General features: G+C 68.2%; 20 protein-coding genes. 9 read left to right on the forward strand and 11 right to left on the reverse strand.

What is annotated here, in order from left to right; translation table 11 throughout:
• Nucleotides 1–77 precede the first annotated feature (77 nt).
• From ACP7AZ_RS04105 to ACP7AZ_RS04120, 4 genes are all read left to right on the forward strand, one after another.
• Nucleotides 78–1,286: a cell wall hydrolase gene (locus ACP7AZ_RS04105; protein WP_426036335.1), complete on the forward strand. Its 1,209-nt coding sequence runs from the start codon at nucleotides 78–80 to the stop codon at nucleotides 1,284–1,286.
• An 86-nt stretch (nucleotides 1,287–1,372) separates the two neighbouring features.
• On the forward strand, nucleotides 1,373–2,908 hold the full coding sequence (locus tag ACP7AZ_RS04110; RefSeq protein ID WP_426036337.1) for a sensor histidine kinase: 1,536 nt from the start codon (nucleotides 1,373–1,375) through the stop codon (nucleotides 2,906–2,908).
• 53 nt (nucleotides 2,909–2,961) lie between these two features.
• Complete coding sequence (locus ACP7AZ_RS04115) at nucleotides 2,962–3,369, forward strand: response regulator (RefSeq protein ID WP_426036339.1); 408 nt, start codon at nucleotides 2,962–2,964, stop codon at nucleotides 3,367–3,369.
• 64 nt (nucleotides 3,370–3,433) lie between these two features.
• Nucleotides 3,434–4,408 (forward strand): aldo/keto reductase, encoded by a 975-nt coding sequence (locus ACP7AZ_RS04120; RefSeq protein ID WP_426036341.1) that lies wholly within the window; start codon nucleotides 3,434–3,436, stop codon nucleotides 4,406–4,408.
• 15 nt (nucleotides 4,409–4,423) lie between these two features.
• Here ACP7AZ_RS04120 and trxB read toward each other — a convergent pair whose 3' ends face one another.
• Nucleotides 4,424–5,431 (reverse strand): thioredoxin-disulfide reductase, encoded by a 1,008-nt coding sequence (trxB, locus tag ACP7AZ_RS04125; RefSeq protein WP_426036343.1) that lies wholly within the window; start codon nucleotides 5,429–5,431, stop codon nucleotides 4,424–4,426.
• A 71-nt stretch (nucleotides 5,432–5,502) separates the two neighbouring features.
• Here trxB and ACP7AZ_RS04130 point away from each other — a divergent pair, with 71 nt between their 5' ends.
• Entirely contained in the window at nucleotides 5,503–5,796 is a 294-nt protein-coding gene (locus ACP7AZ_RS04130; RefSeq protein ID WP_426036345.1) for a hypothetical protein, read from the forward strand.
• Nucleotides 5,797–5,799: 3 nt separating this feature from the next.
• On the opposite strand, the gene ACP7AZ_RS04135 is transcribed toward ACP7AZ_RS04130, so the two are convergent.
• The 5 genes from ACP7AZ_RS04135 to ACP7AZ_RS04155 all read right to left on the reverse strand — a co-directional run bounded on the left by ACP7AZ_RS04135 (nucleotide 5,800) and on the right by ACP7AZ_RS04155 (nucleotide 8,619).
• Complete coding sequence (locus ACP7AZ_RS04135; RefSeq protein ID WP_426036347.1) at nucleotides 5,800–6,783, reverse strand: mitochondrial fission ELM1 family protein; 984 nt, start codon at nucleotides 6,781–6,783, stop codon at nucleotides 5,800–5,802.
• On the reverse strand, nucleotides 6,774–7,247 hold the full coding sequence (gene greA / locus ACP7AZ_RS04140; RefSeq protein WP_303696479.1) for a transcription elongation factor GreA: 474 nt from the start codon (nucleotides 7,245–7,247) through the stop codon (nucleotides 6,774–6,776). Before greA ends, ACP7AZ_RS04135 begins: the two co-directional genes overlap by 10 nt.
• 158 nt (nucleotides 7,248–7,405) lie before the next feature.
• Nucleotides 7,406–7,621, reverse strand: coding sequence for a hypothetical protein (locus tag ACP7AZ_RS04145; RefSeq protein ID WP_426036349.1), 216 nt, complete (start codon nucleotides 7,619–7,621; stop codon nucleotides 7,406–7,408).
• Between the two features lie 49 nt (nucleotides 7,622–7,670).
• Nucleotides 7,671–8,336: a glutathione S-transferase family protein gene (locus ACP7AZ_RS04150; RefSeq protein ID WP_426036351.1), complete on the reverse strand. Its 666-nt coding sequence runs from the start codon at nucleotides 8,334–8,336 to the stop codon at nucleotides 7,671–7,673.
• A gap of 61 nt (nucleotides 8,337–8,397) precedes the next feature.
• On the reverse strand, nucleotides 8,398–8,619 hold the full coding sequence (locus ACP7AZ_RS04155) for a cysteine protease (protein ID WP_426036353.1): 222 nt from the start codon (nucleotides 8,617–8,619) through the stop codon (nucleotides 8,398–8,400).
• 93 nt (nucleotides 8,620–8,712) lie between these two features.
• Between ACP7AZ_RS04155 and selD the strand changes: the two genes are divergently transcribed.
• Together selD and mnmH are read left to right on the forward strand one after the other, a co-directional pair.
• Nucleotides 8,713–9,756, forward strand: a complete 1,044-nt coding sequence (selD, locus tag ACP7AZ_RS04160; protein WP_426036355.1) for a selenide, water dikinase SelD — start codon at nucleotides 8,713–8,715, stop codon at nucleotides 9,754–9,756.
• Nucleotides 9,753–10,808 (forward strand): tRNA 2-selenouridine(34) synthase MnmH, encoded by a 1,056-nt coding sequence (mnmH, locus tag ACP7AZ_RS04165; RefSeq protein WP_426036357.1) that lies wholly within the window; start codon nucleotides 9,753–9,755, stop codon nucleotides 10,806–10,808. The genes selD and mnmH overlap by 4 nt, the downstream gene beginning before the upstream one ends.
• Nucleotides 10,809–10,876: 68 nt before the next feature.
• Here mnmH and ACP7AZ_RS04170 read toward each other — a convergent pair whose 3' ends face one another.
• Complete coding sequence (locus ACP7AZ_RS04170) at nucleotides 10,877–12,157, reverse strand: glycosyltransferase (RefSeq protein ID WP_426036359.1); 1,281 nt, start codon at nucleotides 12,155–12,157, stop codon at nucleotides 10,877–10,879.
• Nucleotides 12,158–12,227: 70 nt separating this feature from the next.
• On the opposite strand from ACP7AZ_RS04170, the gene ACP7AZ_RS04175 reads away from it, so the two are divergent.
• Complete coding sequence (locus ACP7AZ_RS04175; protein WP_426036361.1) at nucleotides 12,228–13,529, forward strand: dicarboxylate/amino acid:cation symporter; 1,302 nt, start codon at nucleotides 12,228–12,230, stop codon at nucleotides 13,527–13,529.
• Here ACP7AZ_RS04175 and ACP7AZ_RS04180 read toward each other — a convergent pair.
• Entirely contained in the window at nucleotides 13,526–13,951 is a 426-nt protein-coding gene (locus tag ACP7AZ_RS04180; protein ID WP_426036363.1) for a hypothetical protein, read from the reverse strand. The two genes, ACP7AZ_RS04175 and ACP7AZ_RS04180, sit on opposite strands and share 4 nt — an antisense overlap.
• Nucleotides 13,952–14,103: 152 nt before the next feature.
• Between ACP7AZ_RS04180 and ACP7AZ_RS04185 the strand changes: the two genes are divergently transcribed.
• Nucleotides 14,104–14,439 (forward strand): GIY-YIG nuclease family protein, encoded by a 336-nt coding sequence (locus tag ACP7AZ_RS04185; RefSeq protein ID WP_426036365.1) that lies wholly within the window; start codon nucleotides 14,104–14,106, stop codon nucleotides 14,437–14,439.
• Between the two features lie 124 nt (nucleotides 14,440–14,563).
• Here ACP7AZ_RS04185 and ACP7AZ_RS04190 read toward each other — a convergent pair whose 3' ends face one another.
• Genes ACP7AZ_RS04190 through ACP7AZ_RS04200 form a run of 3 tightly spaced genes read right to left on the reverse strand, consistent with a single transcriptional unit; the run spans nucleotide 14,564 to nucleotide 18,486 of the window.
• Entirely contained in the window at nucleotides 14,564–14,884 is a 321-nt protein-coding gene (locus tag ACP7AZ_RS04190) for a DUF1294 domain-containing protein (RefSeq protein ID WP_426036366.1), read from the reverse strand.
• Complete coding sequence (gene carB, locus ACP7AZ_RS04195) at nucleotides 14,884–18,198, reverse strand: carbamoyl-phosphate synthase large subunit (RefSeq protein ID WP_426036368.1); 3,315 nt, start codon at nucleotides 18,196–18,198, stop codon at nucleotides 14,884–14,886. Before carB ends, ACP7AZ_RS04190 begins: the two co-directional genes overlap by 1 nt.
• Before the next feature lie 12 nt (nucleotides 18,199–18,210).
• Entirely contained in the window at nucleotides 18,211–18,486 is a 276-nt protein-coding gene (locus tag ACP7AZ_RS04200) for a hypothetical protein (protein ID WP_426036370.1), read from the reverse strand.
• Between the last annotated feature and the right edge of the window lie 250 nt (nucleotides 18,487–18,736).

An 18,736-nucleotide genomic window follows, 5' to 3' on the forward strand; every position in this document is an offset into this window, starting at 1 on the left:
CGTGGCCTGAAAAGCGCCGTGTTGGGGGACCATAGAGCCCGCCTCACGGCGTCCAGGCGCCGCAGCTTCAGAAACCCATGTCGCTTTCCGCCATCAAGTCCCTCGACTGGCACAGGGTGAAGACCTTGGGACGTCGCTATGCCGCCGCGGCCCCCGCGGCGCTGGCGGCGCTTGGCGTGGCGATGGCGGCGAGCTCGACGGCGCGTCCCATCGGCGATCGCACGGCAGAGGCCGTGGCGCGGGTCACCGAAGGCGATCTGTCAGCGCGCGGCCTTGCGGCCCTAAGCGCGCGGATGGATCCGGCCCAGCTGGCCCTGGCGATCCGATTCGATCCCAATGAACAGCGCCCGGCCTTGCTGGGGCTGACGCCGGGCTGGGAAAGCCTGACGCTCGCCGGGCGGCCGACGCTGGAGCTGGGCGTCAACGGTCTTGACGCCCAGAAGCGCAACGCCGCCATGCCCGCCGCAATCGACGCCCTGCGTTCGGCGCGTCCTTTCGCGCTGCAGACGGCCACCTCCGCCGACCGGGCGCGCGCCCTGCGCTGCTTGACCCAGGGCGTCTATTACGAGGCGGCGCTGGAAAGCACCGAGGGCCAGGAGGCCGTGGCCCAGGTCATCCTGAACCGGGTGCGCGATCCCAACTACCCGAACACCGTCTGCGGCGTCGTCTTCGAGGGCGCCGAGCGGACTACGGGCTGCCAGTTCAGCTTCACCTGCGACGGCGCCCTGTCGCAAGCGCCGGTCGGCTGGGCCTGGAACCGCGCGCGGACCGTCGCCGAGCGCGCCCTGTCCGGCTATGTGGCGATCAAGGTCGGCACCGCGACCCACTACCACGCCGACTACGTCCACCCCTGGTGGTCTCCGACGTTGGCCAAGATCACCCAGATCGGCGCGCACATCTTCTATCGCTGGAAGGGACTGGCCGGAGAGACCGTCTCGTTCAAACAGACCTATGCCGGGCATGAGCCCGTCATCGACGAGGCGCGCTTCTCGCGGCCCCGCCTGATCAGCGCTTCCGCAGCCACGGGCGAGGCCGGTCCCGACGATGCGACGGTCCTGGCTCAAGGCGGAATGAACCTGCGGACCGTCGAGATCGACGGCCAGACACGCGTCGTGGGCGTGGCCAGCCTGGGCGGACGTCGCCAGGCGACCGCGGCCGACATCGCGGCCATCAACGCCCGCCTTCAGGCCTTCGAGGCTCCCCCGATCGCGGCGCCGGCCGCCGCGCCCCCTCCGCCCGGGGTGATCACCATGGACGTCGAAGAGGTTGGTCGACCCGCCAACTGACGCAGCGGCCCACCGGGCGTGCAACGTTGCGGCGCATCAGGCATTCAGACTTCCCACAGGATTATACAGCCGAGCCTGGAGACGCCTTGACCGCCGCAGCCCTGCCCTGGAACGAAGCCGAAAGGCTCATCGCGCTGCAGGCTTACGGGATTCTCGACACGGAGCCCGAGCAGGCGTTCGATGACATCGTCAGGCTGGCGTCACGGATCTGCGACACGCCCATCGCAGTGGTCAATCTGATCGACCAGGGCCGTCAATGGTTCAAGGCCGAGACAGGCCTCGGCGTGCGCGAAACACCGCTCGACACCTCCTTCTGCGCCCATGCTCTGCTGCAGGAGGATGGGATGGTCATTCCCGACGCGACCCGGGATGCCCGGTTCGAAGGCAATCCACTGGTGACGGGGGAGGCTGGCCTGCGCTTCTACGCCGGGCGACTCCTGAAGAGCGCCGACGGCCACGCACTCGGCACCCTCTGCGTCCTGGACGTCCAGACCCGGCCCGAGGGGCTGACGCCGCTGCAGGCCGAGACGCTGGACGTTCTGGCCCGTCAGGTCATGGCCCAACTGGAATTACGTCGCGCAATCAGCGAGCGGGAGGAGGGCGTCATCGCCCTGGCGGAGAGCGAGTCCAAATTCCGGGCCATCGCCGAGTCCATGCCCCAGATGGTCTGGTCGGCCCAACCCGACGGCTTCCACGACTACTACAACGCCCGCTGGTACGAGTTCACCGGCGTGCCGGCCGGCTCGACCGACGGCGAGGCCTGGAACGGCATGTTCCATCCGGACGACCGGACGCGCGCCTGGGAGGCCTGGGGCCACTCGCTCGAGACGGGCGACCTTTACGAGATCGAATACCGGCTGCGGCGCGCCGACGGCGTCTATCGCTGGACGCTTGGACGAGCGACGCCGATCCGCAATGAGGCGGGCGAGATCACCCGTTGGTTCGGCACCTGCACCGACATCGAGGACCTCAAGCGATCGGAAGCGGGCAAGGACCTGCTGAGCCAGGAACTGAGCCACCGGATCAAGAACATCTTCGCCGTGGTCTCGTCCCTGATCGCCCTGTCGGCGCGGGAGCATCCGGAGGCCAGGGCGTTCGCCGGCTCGGTGCGCGACCGGGTCAATGCCCTGGCCCGCGCCCATGAGTTCGTCCGCCCGCACTCCGAGGTGTCCCAGCCGCTGATCGGCGACACGACGCTCCACACCTTCCTGGGCGCCCTGTTCAAGCCCTACGTCGACGCCAGCGGGCGGTCCCGCGTGGCGCTCGAGGGCGAGGACGCGACCTTCGACGATCAGGCCGCGACCTCTGTCGCCCTGCTGTTCCACGAACTTGCGACCAACGCCGCCAAATACGGCGCCCTGTCCGCGGCGGGGGGAACTGTACTGTTGCGTACGCGCAACGACGGAGATCGATTCATCCTGACCTGGACGGAGCGTGGCGGCCCTCCCATCCTCGAAAAGCCGGTCCGGCAAGGGTTTGGCTCGGCCCTGGCGTCGCTTTCGGTCAAAGGGCAGCTGGGCGGAAAGTTGGAACGAAGGTGGGAGCCAGGGGGTTTGATCCTCGAGGCGGACCTCCCCGCAACGGCGCTATCCCGGCGCCGCGCCGCACTAGCAAAGAAGTGAACCGGACGGGCATCTCGGCGTTACGAGAGCCTGATAACCGACACAACAAGGCCATGACCGCGCGTATCCTGATAATTGAAGACGAAGCCCTTGTGGCGATGGAACTCCGCTTTGTGCTGGAGGACCTGGGTCATGACGTCGTCGCCACCGTCGCCGATGCGAACAGCGCACGGTCTGTCGCGGCCGAGAACGACATCGATCTGGCCCTGGTCGATATCCACCTGTCCGACGGTCCGACCGGCATCGACCTTGGCCGTGAGCTCGGTCAGGAGCGGGGGGTGACCGTCCTCTTCATGACCGCCAATCCCGGAATGGTTCGCGAGGGCGTGGCCGGCACCATCGGCGTCCTGTCCAAGCCGACCGACGAGCGCGCGGTCCAGACGGCGGTCGACTATGCGCTGGGTCGTCGCACCGGTCGGCCGGTCGAATATGCGCCGCCGGAATTGCAGTTGTTCGGCTGACGACGGTTGCGGGCTGAGGCTCGGCTGACCACCTGAAGGGCTCCCCGAAACGGAGCCCTTTTTCATGTCCGATCCGAAGAAACGCGCCCTCGGCAAGAGCGGTCTGGAGACCGCGCCCCTCGTGTTCGGAGGCAATGTCTTCGGCTGGACCATCGACAAGGCGAAGTCGTTCGAGATTCTCGACGCATTCGTCGGCGCCGGCTTCAACGCCATCGACACCGCCGATGCCTATTCGCGCTGGGTCCCCGGCAACTCCGGCGGCGAGAGTGAAACCATCATCGGCGAATGGCTTAAGGCGCGCAGGCGTCGCGACGATGTCCTGATCCTGACCAAGGTCGGATCGACCATGGGCCAGAACGGCGATGACACCCGCAACGACCTTTCGCCCCGCTGGATCGAGCGCGCGGTCGAGGACAGTTTGCGTCGGCTCCAGACGGATGTGATCGACCTCTACCAGTCGCACTGGATGGACAAGACAACCCCGTCCGAAGAAACCTTGCGCGCCTATGAGCGGCTGATCCAGGCCGGCAAGGTGAGGGCTATCGGTGCCTCCAACCACGACGCCGCCAGGATGCGCGAGGCGCTGGATGTGGCCGCCGATAAAGGCCTGCCGCGCTACGAGACGGTGCAGCCACACTACAACCTCTACAGCCGCTCGACCTTCGAGGGTGAACAGCAGGACCTGGCCGTCGCCGAGGGTCTTGGCGTCATCACCTATTTCAGCCTCGAGAGCGGCTTCCTCAGCGGGAAATACAAGACGGTCGCCGACGCCGACGCCTCGAAGCGAGGCGGCGGCATGTTGAAGGATCACTTCAACGAACGCGGCGTCCGCATCCTGGCGGTGCTCGACGCCGTCGCCCAGCGCAACGAGGCGACGCCCGCCCAGGTCGCATTGGCCTGGCTGCTGAGCCGCCCGGGCGTCACCGCTCCCATCGTCAGCGCGACATCGCTGGATCAGCTGAACGACACGCTGAAGGCCGCCACGCTGACGCTGTCGGACACGGACCTGGCGGATCTGACGACAGCGAGCGACGCCTGACCCATTGGATCGGGGTCACCAGACCCCGATCTTCTCCGCCTCGTGGTGGCTGATCGGGTGGTGCGCTTTCGCGTGGTCTTCCTCGGCGAGGAAGCGCACCGCCTCCAGCGCCGCCATGCATCCCATGCCGGCGGCGGTCACGGCCTGGCGATAGACGTCGTCTGTGACGTCGCCGGCGGCGTAGCAGCCCTCGACATTGGTCGCCGTCGTGCCGGGCGTCACCACCAGATAGCCGCCCTGCTTGGTCTCCAGCTGGCCCTGGAACAGCTCCGACGACGGCGAGTGGCCGATGGCGATGAAGACGCCGTCGGCCTGGACCTCCTGCGTCGCGCCAGTCAGGGCGTGCTTCAGTCGCACCCCCGTGACGTTCGAGGCGATTCCGTCCGACCGTCCCAGGATTTCGTCGACCGCATGGTTCCAGATCACCTCGACCTTGGGATTGGCGAACAGCCGGTCCTGCAGGATCTTCTCGGCCCGGAACTCGTCCTTGCGGTGCACGACGGTCACCTTGGCGGCGAAGTTGGTCAGGAACAGCGCCTCCTCGACCGCCGTATTCCCGCCGCCGACCACGATGACGTTCTTGCCGCGATAGAAGAAGCCGTCGCAGGTCGCGCAGGCCGAGACGCCGAAGCCCTGGTATTTCTGCTCGCTCTCCAGCCCCAGCCATTTCGCCTGGGCGCCGGTGGAGATGATGACTGTCTCGGCCAGCAGCTCGGTCCCTGAGTCCAACTTCAGCCGGAACGGCCGCTGCGACAGGTCGCAGGAGACGACGATGTCCTCGATGACCTCTGTGCCGACGTGCAGGGCCTGGGCCTTCATCTGCTCCATCAGCCAGGGACCCTGGATGGCCTCGGCGAAACCGGGATAGTTTTCGACGTCGGTGGTGATGGTCAGCTGGCCGCCCGGCTGGATGCCGGCGATGACGACCGGGTTCAGGTTGGCGCGGGCCGCATAGATGGCGGCTGTCCAACCGGCGGGGCCGGAGCCGATGACGGCGACGCGGATCGTTCTCGGAGTGCTCATGAGTGCTATCTAGTCTCTGATTCCGCCCCATGCGATGTCCCGGGCGACGGAAAACCGTGGAGAGATGACAGATGGACGTTCAGCCGCAACGAAGCTTCATCGGGGTCGGGCTCGCCATCGGTGTGGGCGTCGGCGCCGCCATCGGGGTCGCGATGGGCAATCTGGTGATCGGCATCGGCGTCGGGGTGGCCCTGGGCCTCATCCTCGGAGGCGCGCTGGACGCGCGGGACAAGGCGAAGCGCAAGGGCGACGGGGACGGCGGGGGGAGCTACGCCGACGGCGGCAGCGGCAGCGGCGGCAGCGGCGGCCGGTCGAAGGCCGATGGGGCGGACGACGGCGGGGACGGCGGCGGTGGGGGTGACTGACGTCTAGCGCCCCATCGCCCTCAGTAATTCCCGCGCGGCCCGATCCGTCTCGGCCAGCGGCGCATAGGTCCATGTCTCCAGCGATCCGTCGAACGGTCGCGCTGCGCCCCTGGCTTCCAGGTCGGCATGCAGACGCGCGAACTTGCCCGGGGCCTTGAGCGCCACCATTGCCAGGACGTGAACCGGCTTGCCCGTCGAGGCGGCCTCGGCGGCCATGTTGGCGCTGTCCTCGGTGACCAGGATATGGTCGGCGGCGTTCAGGAAGGCGAACAGCGGGTTCGCGCCCTCACCATCCCAGATCCAGCCAGGCAGGTCGCTCAGCCGCCCGGTCATGACCGCCTTCGCCGCCTCGGGCGTTCTGCGGGAGAAGGTCAGCATCAGCGATCCGCCCGATGCCCTTACGGCCGCCGCGATCCGGTCGGCCAGCGTCGCGGCATGGTCCGGCGTCAGGTCGAAGGCCTTGGACCTGCCCCCGATCAGGATGGCGACCCGAGGGCGGGGCAGGACGTCCAGGCGCCCGGCGAAGGCCGGGGCGGCCTCGGCCAGGGTCTCGGGCGTGATGCGGTGGGGTGAGCCGGTGATCGAAACGACCCTGGTCCCGGTCAGGCTGTCGTGCGCCGGCGCCACGACCAGATCGAAAAGAGCCGGGTTGAGGCGCGGATCCTGGGTCTGGACGACGAAGGTCTTGCCGCCGCTTAACCGCCGCACGGCCAGCGACAGGGGCAGGGTCGCCCGGCCCGTCGCGATCCACAGGTCCGGCCAGGGCTCGCCTTCGGCTGGGAAGGGCGCGGCGGACGCCAGCATCCACGGCGCCTTCAGCGCGACCGGCAGCCAGTCGAGGGCCGACCGCCAGCGCACCCGTTTCACGTCGATGTGTGCAGGAGTCAGACGCGCGACCGCCTCGGCGAGGCCGAGCGCCTGATTTTCCATGCCGGCGCGGCCGTCCGAGACGACCGCGATACGAAGGGGCTTTGGCCCTACTTCCACTCGACCTTGAGGATTTCGTAGGCCTTCACGCCGCCGGGGGTGTTCACCTCGACGGTGTCGCCGACGGCCTTGGAGATCATGGCACGGGCGATGGGCGAGGAGATGGAGATCTTGCCCGCCTTCACGTCGGCCTCGTGCTCGCCGACGATCTGGTAGCGGCCTTCTTCCTCGGTGTCCTCGTCGACCACGGTGACCGTGGCTCCGAACTTGACCTGGTCGCCGCTGAGCTTGGTCACGTCGATGACCTGGGCGCGGCTGATCTTGTCCTCGATGTCCGCGATCGAGCCTTCGATCCAGCCTTGGCGTTCCTTGGCCGCGTGATACTCGGCGTTTTCCGATAGGTCGCCGTGTTCGCGGGCCTCCGAAATCGCCGCGATAACGCTGGGACGTTCCACCGACTTCAATTGCTTAAGCTGATCGTCGAGGGAGCGGTAACCCTCGGCCGTCATCGGCACTTTTTCCATGTGGTCGTGATTTTCTGACTTGTCGCCCGGTAAACCGGAGAGGGGACTTAAGAGAAACTCTGGCGAATACGCTGGTCGCTGGGCGCGCGCGACCGGCCGAAGAAGCTAGGGCGCCTAGGGCGGAAACTCAAGGTCCAGCCGGGAAGCGGTCGGCTGGATCAGCTCGCCGATGGTGGCAGGGCGCGGTGACGATCCTGCGACAGACGCCGATCCAGCAGGGTTTTCGCCACCCCGTAGGCGATCCAGGCGACCAGGGCGGCGCCGATGATCGCGAACAGAAGCGAGGCCAGCAGGGCACCCGCGGCCATGAAGGCGAGAAGAAAGGCGATGGCCGCGCCGAGGCCGGCCGCGATCTGTAGGGTTTTCAAACGCATGTCCGCATAACGCGCCCGTCTGTTGCGGGTTGCGAGTCCCGCAACGGGTTCAGGCGTAGGCGTAGGGCCCGCCGCGCTCCAGCGCCCTCTGATAGGCCGGCCGGGCATGGATGGTCTGCAGGAAGGCCTTCAGCTTCGGCTTGTCCGGACCGTAGGGCGCGCGGCTGGCCCCGGCTTCCAGCGGGAAGCTCATCATGATGTCGGCGGCCGAGAAGGCCTCGCCGGCGAACCAGGGCGATTTCGACAACTCGCCCTCCCAATAGGCGGTATGGGCCGCGATCTGCGGGTCGATGAAGCTGGACTGCGCCTTGTTCGAGATTGCCTTGACCAGCGGCCGGACGAGGCCCGGCGACCGGGCCGGCAGGGCCCCGAACACCAGTTTGAGCAGCAGCGGCGTCATCGCCGACCCCTCGGCGTAGTGCAGCCAGTAGGTGAACCGCCGCCCGTTCGCCGTCCCTGCCGTCGGCCGCAGCCCGTGCCCCGGATAGGTCGCCAGCAGATATTCCATGATTGCCCCGGTCTCGGCGACGACGACATCCCCGTCCTGGATCACCGGCGACTTGCCCAGCGGATGGATGGCGCGCAGCTCGGGCGGGGCCAGCATGGTGTCGGCGTTCCGCTCGTAGCGCTTCACCTCATAGTCCAGCCCCATCTCCTCCAGCACCCACAGCACGCGCTGGGAACGGGAGTTGTTCAGGTGGTGGACGACGATCATGGCGCGGCTCCGCGAGTTCGGATCACCTTAGCGATGTTGACGCCGGGGAGGGCAAGGGCCGTCAGCGCGTGCGCCCACTCCACCGCCGACGCGGACGTCCCTGCGCCTGAGCCTGACCGGCGCCCCGTTTTGGGTTCGGCGCCACGCCCGTGCGCCGGCTCTGCCACAGCTCATAGGCCAGGGTGGCCAGCGCCAGCTTGCCGGCATGCCGACCGGCGAAGCCGCGCGCGCCCTTCGACAACAGAAGGCCGCCGATGACGGTGGCGATACGGGACAGGGCCATGGGACGTCTCCTTTGATACGCGAACACAACGGCTGCGCACGGCCCAGGTTCACCGCGATTGAAACCCTGCGTGCTTTCGCCCACACCGGACCCATGACTACGCCCGAACCCCGCCTGACCTCCCTGGCCCATGGCGGAGGCTGCGGCTGCAAGCTCTCGCCCGGCGTGCTGCGCGACATCCTGTCGAAGACCCCGCAGGCCGCCGCCTTCGCCAACCTGATGGTCGGGACCGAGACCTCCGACGACGCGGCCGTCTGGCGTCTGAACGATCAGCAGGCGCTGGTGGCGACGACCGACTTCTTCATGCCGGTGGTCGACGACCCGTTCGATTTCGGGCGGATCGCGGCGACCAACGCCCTGTCGGATGTCTATGCGATGGGCGGGCGGCCCATCTTCGCCCTGGCCCTGGTCGGGATGCCGGTGAATGTCCTGTCGACCGACACCATCGGCCGGATCCTCGCGGGCGGCGCCAGCGTCTGCGCCGAGGCGGGCATCCCCGTCGCCGGCGGCCATTCGATCGACAGCGTGGAGCCGATCTATGGACTGGTGGCGCTGGGTCTCGTCCATCCCGACCGGGTCCTGACCAATCGCGGGGCGCGGGCAGGGGACGTCCTGATCCTGACCAAGGGTCTCGGCGTTGGCGTGCTGTCGGCCGCGCTCAAGCAGGAGCGGCTGGACGCGGCCGGGTATGCAGCGCTCATCGCTTCGACCACGAGGCTGAACGCCGTCGGCGCCGATCTGGCCGGGACCGACGGCGTCCACGCCATGACCGACGTGACCGGCTTCGGCTTGCTGGGCCATGCGCTGGAGATGGCGCGCGGCTCGGGGCTGGGCATCGAGCTGGATGCGGGGGCCGCGCCCCTGCTGGAGGGTGTCGAGGCGCTTGCCCGGGACGGCGTCCGCACCGGCGCCTCGGGCCGCAACTGGGCGTCCTGCGCCGAGGAGATCGCTCTGCCGACCGGGTTCGACGACTGGCGCCGCGACCTGCTCACCGACCCCCAGACCTCGGGCGGGCTTCTCGTCGCCGTCGCGACCGAGGCAGCCGGGACCACGCTGGCGACGATCCACGCGGCCGGCTTCGACCAGGCCGCCGTCGTCGGCCGCGTCGTCGAGGGCACCGGGGTGCGGGTCGTTTGATCCGCCGCACCACCGATCTGTCTCCCGAGGCCCGGGCCGGCTTCGACGCCATCATTGACGTGCGCAGCCCCGCCGAGTTCGCCGAGGACCACATCCCCGGCGCCATCAACCTTCCGGTCCTCGACGACGCCGAACGGGCCGAGGTCGGGACCATCTATGTGCAGCAGTCCAAATTTCTCGCCCGCCGGATCGGCGCGGCGAAGGTCGCCCGCAACATCGCCGCCCATCTCGACGGGGCGCTGAAGGATCGCGACGGGAGCTTCCGCCCCCTGGTCCACTGCTGGCGCGGGGGCCAGAGGTCGGGGGCCATGGTCGCCGTGATGGATCAGATCGGCTGGCCGGTGACCGTGCTTGACGGCGGCTACATGACCTGGCGGCGCACTGTCCAGGCGGTCCTGTATGGCGAGGCCGCATGGTCCGTCATCCTGCTCGACGGCGGCACCGGCTCCGGCAAGACCGCGCTGCTGCCACGCCTCGCCGAACGCGGCATGCAGGCGATCGACCTGGAGGGTCTGGCCGGGCATCGCGGCTCCCTGTTCGGCGCGACCGGCCGTCCCCAGCCGTCGCAGAAACTGTTCGAGAGCCGTCTGTTCGAGGCGCTTGGGACCCTCGACCCGACGCGCCCGGTGGTCGTCGAGGCCGAGTCCAGCCGCATCGGCGCCCGCACAATCCCGCCCACCCTGTGGTCGGCTATGGGCCGCGCCCCGGTGATCGAGCTGAGCGCGCCCGTCGAGGCGCGTGCCCGATTCTCCGCCCGGCTCTATGCCGATATCGCCGCCGACGTTGCGGCGCTGGACACGGCCCTCGGCCGCCTCCCGCCCCATCATTCGAAGGAGACGATCGCGGGCTGGAAGGCGATGGCGCGGGAGGGCCGCACGGTCGAACTCGCCGCCGCCCTGGTCGAGGAACACTACGACCCCGCCTACCGCCGCATGTCCGCGCGGCGCGACCGGCCGGTGATCGGGCGGGTGGAGATGACCGAGGTGCTGGACGCCGACCTCGACCGCGCGGCGGATGCGGTGGCGGCGCTGATCTCCACCGCCAGGACCTGATCCCTTCCTTTCGTCATCCCCGGTCTTCGCTTCGCTTCCAGGAGGATGACGAAAGGGAATGCGGATCGCTAACCGATCAGGGCAATGATCCGCTCCGCCGCCACCGCCGCCCCATCCTCGCGCGACGCCACGACCCCGATCCGCCTCGCCGTCTCGACCACCGTCGGATTCGCCAGCACCCCGCCCAGTACTTCAGCCACCCGCTCCGCCGTATAGCGCTTGCGCCCCAGTGTCGCCCCGCACCCCAGCCGCACCACCCGCGCGGCATTGTCGAACTGGTCGCCGAGGAACGGCACGACCAGCTGCGTTCGCCCTGCGCGCAGGGCCTGCTGCGTCGTCCCGACCCCGCCCTGGTGCACGACGGCGGCGGCGCGTGGGAACAGCTTCGAATAGGGCGCATAGGCCACGGCGAGGGCGTCCGGCCCGTCCGCGACCCCGACATCGCCTTTCGGCCCCACCAGCAGCACAGCCCGCCGCCCCAGAATCCGGGCCGCCTCCAGGCTCTCGACATAGAAGCGTCCGGGGACGATCACCGCCGCGCTCCCCAGGGTGAAGACAAGTGGCTCCGGCCCGGCGGCGAGGAAGGCCTGCAGCGCCGGCGACAAGGGCGTCGGCCCGCCGGTCTCAATGTCGTAGGCGGCATGGCCGGTCACGGTGAACCCAGGTGGCGCGTCGGCCTGCGGCAGGCCCAGCAGCGGTGAATAAAGCCCCAGCGCCAGCGGCCGGTTCTTCAGCCCGTCGAGCAACAGACTGGCCAGCTGCGGCTCCAGACCCATCCTCTGCCGAACCCGATCCGCCGGCCCGGTCCAGGCCGCGCCCCTGGCCCGCGCGCCCGCGAGGGTCAGCCGGTTCAGCGCCAGTCGCCACCCGCCCGACGCCGGCGCCAGCCACGGCGCGTTCGGCAGGGCGGGCGGGTCAAAGGCCGAGAAGACGATGGCCGGCTGCAACGCGACCGGAACGAAGGGCAGGCCGAGACCATCCGCCGCCATGGCCGCCCCGGCGGCGAAGGTCGATCCGACAATCGCGACCGCGCCTTGAGCCACCGCCAGCAACTGCCGGGCCCCGCGCTCCAGATGCGGCAGCAGCATCTTCTCGAACAGGAAGCTGCTCGAACGCGTCACCGCCTCGGTGATCTCCACCTCCGTCATCCCCATCATGACCTCGAGCTCGGCGATGCTCGGGCCGATGGCGTGGAAGGTCAGGCCCTCGGCCCGGATCTTGTCGCCATGCTGTGGCGAGGAAGCGATCTCCGCCTCGAACCCCCGCGCCTTCAACGCCAGCGCCAGGGCGATGAACGGATGCAGGTCGCCGAGCGATCCGGCGGTAGCGAGGACGATGCGGGGAGGCATGACGAACCCTAGCACGCCCCGGTGAAGGTTCGCGCTGGCGTCCCGTGACGCCGGTGCTAGCCTCGTCGTCATGACCCGATCTCGCACGGCTGCCATCTTCACCTCCCTCAGCCTCTGGGTGATGGTCGCCCTGGTCGGAGGCCTGGCGGCGGGCGCCGCGGCCCAGGCCTGGGGCATCCCCGGCGGGACCGGGACGGTGGCGGTGATCGACGCCCTGGGCCAGCTGTGGCTCAACGCCCTGAGGATGACGATCATCCCCCTGGTCTTCAGCCTGCTGGTGACCGGCATATCCTCCATCGCCGATGCGGCGGCGACCGGCCGGCTCGCGCTCAAGGCGATGATCGTCTTCGCCCTGCTGCTGCTCGGGGCCACGGTCTATGCCTTCGCCTCGTCGCTGGGACTGCATGCCCTGTGGCCCATCGGCGCGGACGGGGCCGCCGCCCTCCTCGCCGGTGCCCCGCCCGAGGCCGCGCGCGAGGTCGCCGAGAACGTCGGCGGCGGCGGCTTCGGCGCCTTCCTGACCAGTCTCGCCCCCGCCAACCCGATCCGGGCCGCGGCCGACGACGCCATCCTCGCCATCGTCGTCTTCGCCATCGCCTTCGGCTTCGCCACCACCCGGCTCGACGCCCGTCTGCGCCAGCCCGTCGCCCTGTTCTTCGAGGCGGTCGCCCAGACCATGATCGTCATTGTCCAGTGGGTGCTGGCCGTGGCTCCGCTGGGCGTCTTCGCCCTGGCCCTCGGCGTGGGCCTGCGCGCCGGCCTCGGCGCCGCCGGGGTGCTGGGCCACTATATTGCCCTGGTCTGTCTCAGCCTGATCGGCCTGATCCTTCTGACCTATGTCGTGGCCGTGGTCGTCGGCCGGATCGGTCTCGGCCGCTTTGCGCAAGGCGCCGCGCCGGCCCAGGTGGTGGCCTTCTCGACCCAGTCGTCACTCGCCTGCCTGCCGATCATGGTCGAGCGCGCGATCGACCGTCTCGGCGTCTCGACGGCGACTGCGGGTCTGGTCCTGCCGCTGGCGGTAGCCGTTTTCCGCATCACGAGCCCGGTCGCGAACCTGGCCGTCGTCATCTATGTCGCGAAGCTGACGGGGACGGAGATCACCACCGCCACCATGCTGGCCGGAGGCCTCGCCGCCCTGGCCGTCAGCATCGGCACCGTGGGGCTTCCGGGACAGGTCAGCTTCTTCGCCTCCATCGCCCCGATCTGCCTGGCCATGGGCGTGCCTCTGGAGGTCCTGCCCCTGCTGCTGGCGGTCGAGGTCGTGCCCGACATCTTCCGCACCGTCGGCAATGTAACCGCCGATCTGGCGGCCGCGCGGATCGTCGAGGGCCGTGACGCCGCAGCGGATCCGGAGGCGGCGGCGGGAATCTAGTCGCGCGTACCACTGCCCGTCTTGCCGTAGTCCGCCCGCCAGCGCAGCTTGTCGAGGACGGTCGCCGCGCGGAGTTGGGCGGTCGCTTCTGCGGTCTTGCCCCGGCTCAGCAGCCAGGCCGCGCGGCGCACCGCCTCGGCAAGGGCGACGTGGGCATTGACGGGTGGGATCTCCCCGGCCTCGACCAGCCTCTCCAGACCTCCATCCGGCTCATCCGCCCCGCCCCGGATCGGCTGCAGGTCGATCTGACGGGCATAGGTCTTGCGGGTCCAACCCTCGATGATCGCGCGACGCCGCAGGTTGGCCAGGCCGACGTCGAACCGACGCGCCACCGACGGCGCCGACTCCCCGGCGATATAGGCCTGCCGGACCCGCGCCCAGGTCTCTGGCCCGCGATATTTGCGCAGACGATGGTGTTCCATCCGCACAGCTTGGCATGTGCCTGCGTCGAAAACGGTCGCAGGCGGAACTGAGACGGAGCCCACCGGGCGGATCGCAGGCAAGCCCGGCGCCAATTCTTATTTACCCGGGTAAAATAATAGGCATATGTACCCGGGTAGAAAAGGAGGTCGTCATGACCCAATCGGATCGCAACGCCCTGATCGCGGCATACAAGGAGCGCAAGACCGTTGCCGGCGTGTTTGCCGTCATATGCAGCGCCACAGGCGAAGTCTGGGTGGGGCGCAGTCTTCATGTCGAGACGCACCGGAACGGGCTGTGGTTCTCGCTCAGGGTCGGCGGCTATCCCAACCCCGGGCTTCAGTCGGCGTGGCGCGTGCATGGCGAGGACGGCTTCAGGTTCGAGGAGCTCGATCGGCTTTCGACCGACCTCTCCAGTCTGGAGCGCGACGGGGAGCTGAAACGGCGCGCCGCGCTTTGGAAGGCCCGGCTCCAGGCCCGCGCCCTGTAGCCCGTGCTTCGATTGCGCAGTCGGCGCAATGTGCAGGAAAATGGCATAGCCGGTCTGGTCGAACTGGCCGGTTTCTGCGGTCAATGACTGGTCGAAATCGTCGGGGACTGGTCGCGGGCCGCAGTCACGGCAATCCGCCTGTCGGCCAGCCGGGCGTCCCCGCGCCGAGCAACCACAAGACCACGCTGGCAACCCCCGCCAGATGCAGGAGAATTGTCAGGCCGAGCTGCGTTCTGAACGGTTCCTTGCGGGTCTTGTGACGCAGCACATGCTGGCCGAGCCATGCGCCAAAACCGCCAAACAAGGCGGCGCCCAACAGGACGCGTTCGGGCGTCCGCCGGGCTCCCGCCCCGGCCGCCCGCTTGTCCAGCCAGAACCGTGCGAACGCATGCAGATTGCCGAGCGCCAGAAGGACCAGAAACAGGTCGATCCGGCTCAACGACATCAGTGCGCGTAATCCTGGATCGGCCGCACATCCAGCGTGTCCGCCTGGATCGCGCCGATCGCCTGGGCCGCCGCCAGGGCCCCCGCCGAGGTCGTATAGTAGGGCACCTTGGTCATCAGGGCCGACCGACGCAGGCTGAAGCTGTCCTGCAGCGACTGCTTGCCCTCGGTGGTGTTGATGACCAGCTGGACGTCGCCGTTCTTGATCGCGTCAACGATGTTCGGACGGCCTTCCAGCACCTTCTTCACATGGCCGACCTTCAGGCCCTGGGCCTCCAGGTAGGTGTGGGTGCCGCCCGTGGCGATGACCTCGAACCCCTGGCTCAGCAGCAGTTTCACCGCCTCGACGATGAACGGCTTGTCGTCGTCCTTGACCGAGACGAAGGCGCAGCCGGCCGTCGGCAGGATGGTGCCGCCGCCGATCTGGGACTTGGCGAAGGCGCGCGCGAACGCCGGGGCCATGTCGGTCTCGCCCGGACGCTTGAAGTCCAGGCCCATGACCTCGCCGGTCGACCGCATTTCGGGGCCCAGGATGGTGTCGACCCCGGCGAAGCGGGCGAACGGGAAGACCGCCTCCTTGACCGCGATATGGTCGTAGGGGACGTCCTTCAGCCCGAAGGATTTCAGCGGCACGCCGGCCATCACCTTGGCGGCGATGGCGGCGACGGGCAGGCCGATGGTCTTGGCCACGAAGGGCGCCGTGCGTGACGCGCGCGGGTTCACTTCCAGCACGAAGATGCGCGGGTTGTCGCTGTGCGGCTCCTCGATGGCGAACTGCACATTCATCAGGCCGCGCACCTTGAGGGCACGCGCCATGGCCTCGGTCTGGCGCTTCAGCTCGGCGACCGTCTCGGGCTTCAGCGACCACGGCGGCATCGAACAGGCGCTGTCGCCCGAGTGGACGCCCGCTTCCTCGATGTGTTCCAGCACCCCGGCCACGAAGACCGTCTCGTCGTCGCACAGGGCGTCGACGTCCACCTCGGTGGCGCGGTTCAGATAGTGATCGATCAGGACCGGGTCGTTGCCCGACACCCGCATGGCCTCGCCGACATAACGGTCCAGCTGCTCGCGGTCGTGGACGATCATCATCCCGCGTCCGCCCAGCACATAGGAGGGGCGCAGGACGACCGGATAGCCGACCTCGTCCGCCTTCTGCGCGGCCTCTTCGGCGCTGCGGGCCAGGCCGTTGGGCGGCTGCATCAGGCCGATGTCGTTCAGCATGACCTGGAACCGCTCGCGGTCCTCGGCCAGGTCGATGGAGTCCAGCGACGTGCCCAGGATCGGGATGCCGTCCTCGTGCAGGGCGTGGGCCAGCTTCAGCGGCGTCTGGCCGCCGAACTGGACGACGACGCCGATCAGGTTTCCGTTGGAGCGCTCGACCTCGATCAGCTCCAGCACGTCCTCGGCCGTCAGCGGCTCGAAGTAGAGCCGATCGGAGGTGTCATAGTCGGTCGACACCGTCTCCGGGTTGCAGTTGACCATGATGCTCTCGACGCCGAGGTCCGCGAAGGCGAAGGCCGCGTGGCAGCAGCAGTAATCGAACTCAATGCCCTGCCCGATCCGGTTCGGCCCGCCGCCTAGAATTATCGCCTTTTTTCTGTCGGTTGGCTCGGATTCACACTTCGGAATCTGGCCCAGCGCACCGGTCTCATAGGTCGAATACATATAGGCTGTGGCCGAGGCGAACTCGGCCGCGCAGGTGTCGATCCGCTTGAACACGGGACGCACGTTCAGGCCGCGACGGGCGTGACGAACGGCCTTCTCGGTGGCGCCGGTCAGCTGCGCCAGACGGGCGTCGGAGAAGCCCTTGGACTTCAGCTTGCGGAACTCGGTCGGGTCGGTCGGCAGGCCCTGGACGCGGACGTGGCCCTCGGTGCGCACGATATCGGCGATCTGGCGCAGGAACCACGGCTCATACGAACAGGCGGCGTTGACCTCCTCGACCGAAAGGCCGTGGCGGAAGGCTTGCGCGATGACGCGGATGCGGTCGGGCGTGGGCATGCCCAGCGCCCGCACCACGGCAGCCCGGATGGAGGCGTCGTCGGCGGGGCCGCCAAGAGTCGGAGTGACGCCTTCGATCTCGATCTCGTCGAAGCCGCTGAGGCCGGTCTCGAGGCCGCGCAGGGCCTTCTGCATCGATTCCTGGAAGGTCCGGCCGATGGCCATGACCTCGCCGACCGACTTCATCGACGTGCCCAGCAGGGGCTCCGACCCCGGATATTTCTCGAAGGCGAAGCGCGGGATCTTGGTCACGACATAGTCGATCGACGGCTCGAACGAGGCCGGCGTCACCATGGTGATGTCGTTGGTCAGTTCGTCCAGCGTGTACCCCACGGCCAGACGCGCCGCGACCTTGGCGATCGGGAAGCCGGTGGCCTTGGAGGCCAGAGCGGATGACCGCGACACGCGCGGGTTCATCTCGATCACCAGCATCCGGCCGTCGGCCGGATTGATCGCCCACTGCACGTTCGATCCGCCGGTCTCGACGCCGATCTCGCGCAGGACATTGATCGAGCCCGTGCGCATGCGCTGGTACTCCTTGTCCGTCAGGGTCAGGGCAGGGGCGACGGTGATGGAGTCGCCCGTGTGCACGCCCATCGGGTCGATGTTCTCGATCGAGCAGATGATGATGCAGTTGTCCGCCTTGTCGCGGACGACCTCCATCTCATACTCCTTCCAGCCCAGCACCGACTCCTCGATCAGAACCTCGGTGGTGGGCGACAGGTCGAGGCCGCGCAGGACGATCTCCTCGAACTCCTCGCGGTTGAAGGCGATGCCGCCGCCGGTGCCGGCGAGGGTGAAGGACGGGCGGATGACGGCGGGCAGGCCGACGAATTCCAGCCCCTCCAGCGCCTCTTCCATGTTGTGGGCGGCCTTGGACTTCGGCGATTCCAGGCCCAGCTTGTCCATGGCGTTGCGGAATTTCTGGCGGTCCTCGGCCTTGTCGATGACATCGGCCTTCGCCCCGATCATCTCGACGCCGTACTTCTCCAGCACCCCGTTTGCGTCCAGCGCCAGCGCCGTGTTCAGGGCCGTCTGCCCCCCCATCGTCGGCAACAGGGCGTCGGGCCGTTCCCTGGCGATGATCCGCTCGACGAACTCCGGCGTGATCGGCTCGATATAGGTCGCGTCCGCCATGTCCGGATCGGTCATGATCGTCGCCGGGTTCGAGTTGACCAGGATGACCCTGTACCCCTCGGCCTTCAGCGCCTTGCACGCCTGCACCCCCGAGTAGTCAAACTCGCACGCCTGCCCGATTACAATCGGGCCTGCTCCAATAATCAATATGGATTTCAAGTCTGTACGTTTTGGCATGGCGCTCTGGTCTTAGTTCGTCACGACCGCGCATTCCCAGCCGTCGTAGTCGAGCTGGAAGGCTGCGGCCCAGGATTGCATCATCGACGAGACGGGGGCGAAGCTGGCTTCGTCCACCGCCGTGGTCGTTTCGAGAACGGTCGAGTCGCCCTGCCCCCGGGTCAGGAAGCCGGCACGACGGGCGACCTCGTTCAGGTCGTCGTGGTCGCCTTCGCCGTTGAAGTAGAACAAAGTGTGGCGAGGGGTGATCCCGGTATCGCCATGAGTCATCAAGGACGCGCGGATCATCGCGTCCCGTTCGTCATGGCTGATCATATCGTAGTGCAGGGTCGTCTCTCGCTCGCTCGCTGGCGTGCGAACGGCCGGCGGCGCTGTTCGGCGGGCCGGTTTCGTTCGTGTTGTCGGTTAAGCGGCCCGTTTAGAGACGGTGGCCGCGCGGGGCAAGCGGGCTCTGACGTGCCGTTGATGCAACAGGTCCCCGCCTCATTCTAACAGGCCGCAGGGAAGCCGCGACGAAAATATGGCAATGGAGTTGCCA

Origin of the sequence: Brevundimonas sp. DC300-4, assembly GCF_049897365.1 — a bacterium.
Lineage (GTDB): Bacteria > Pseudomonadota > Alphaproteobacteria > Caulobacterales > Caulobacteraceae > Brevundimonas.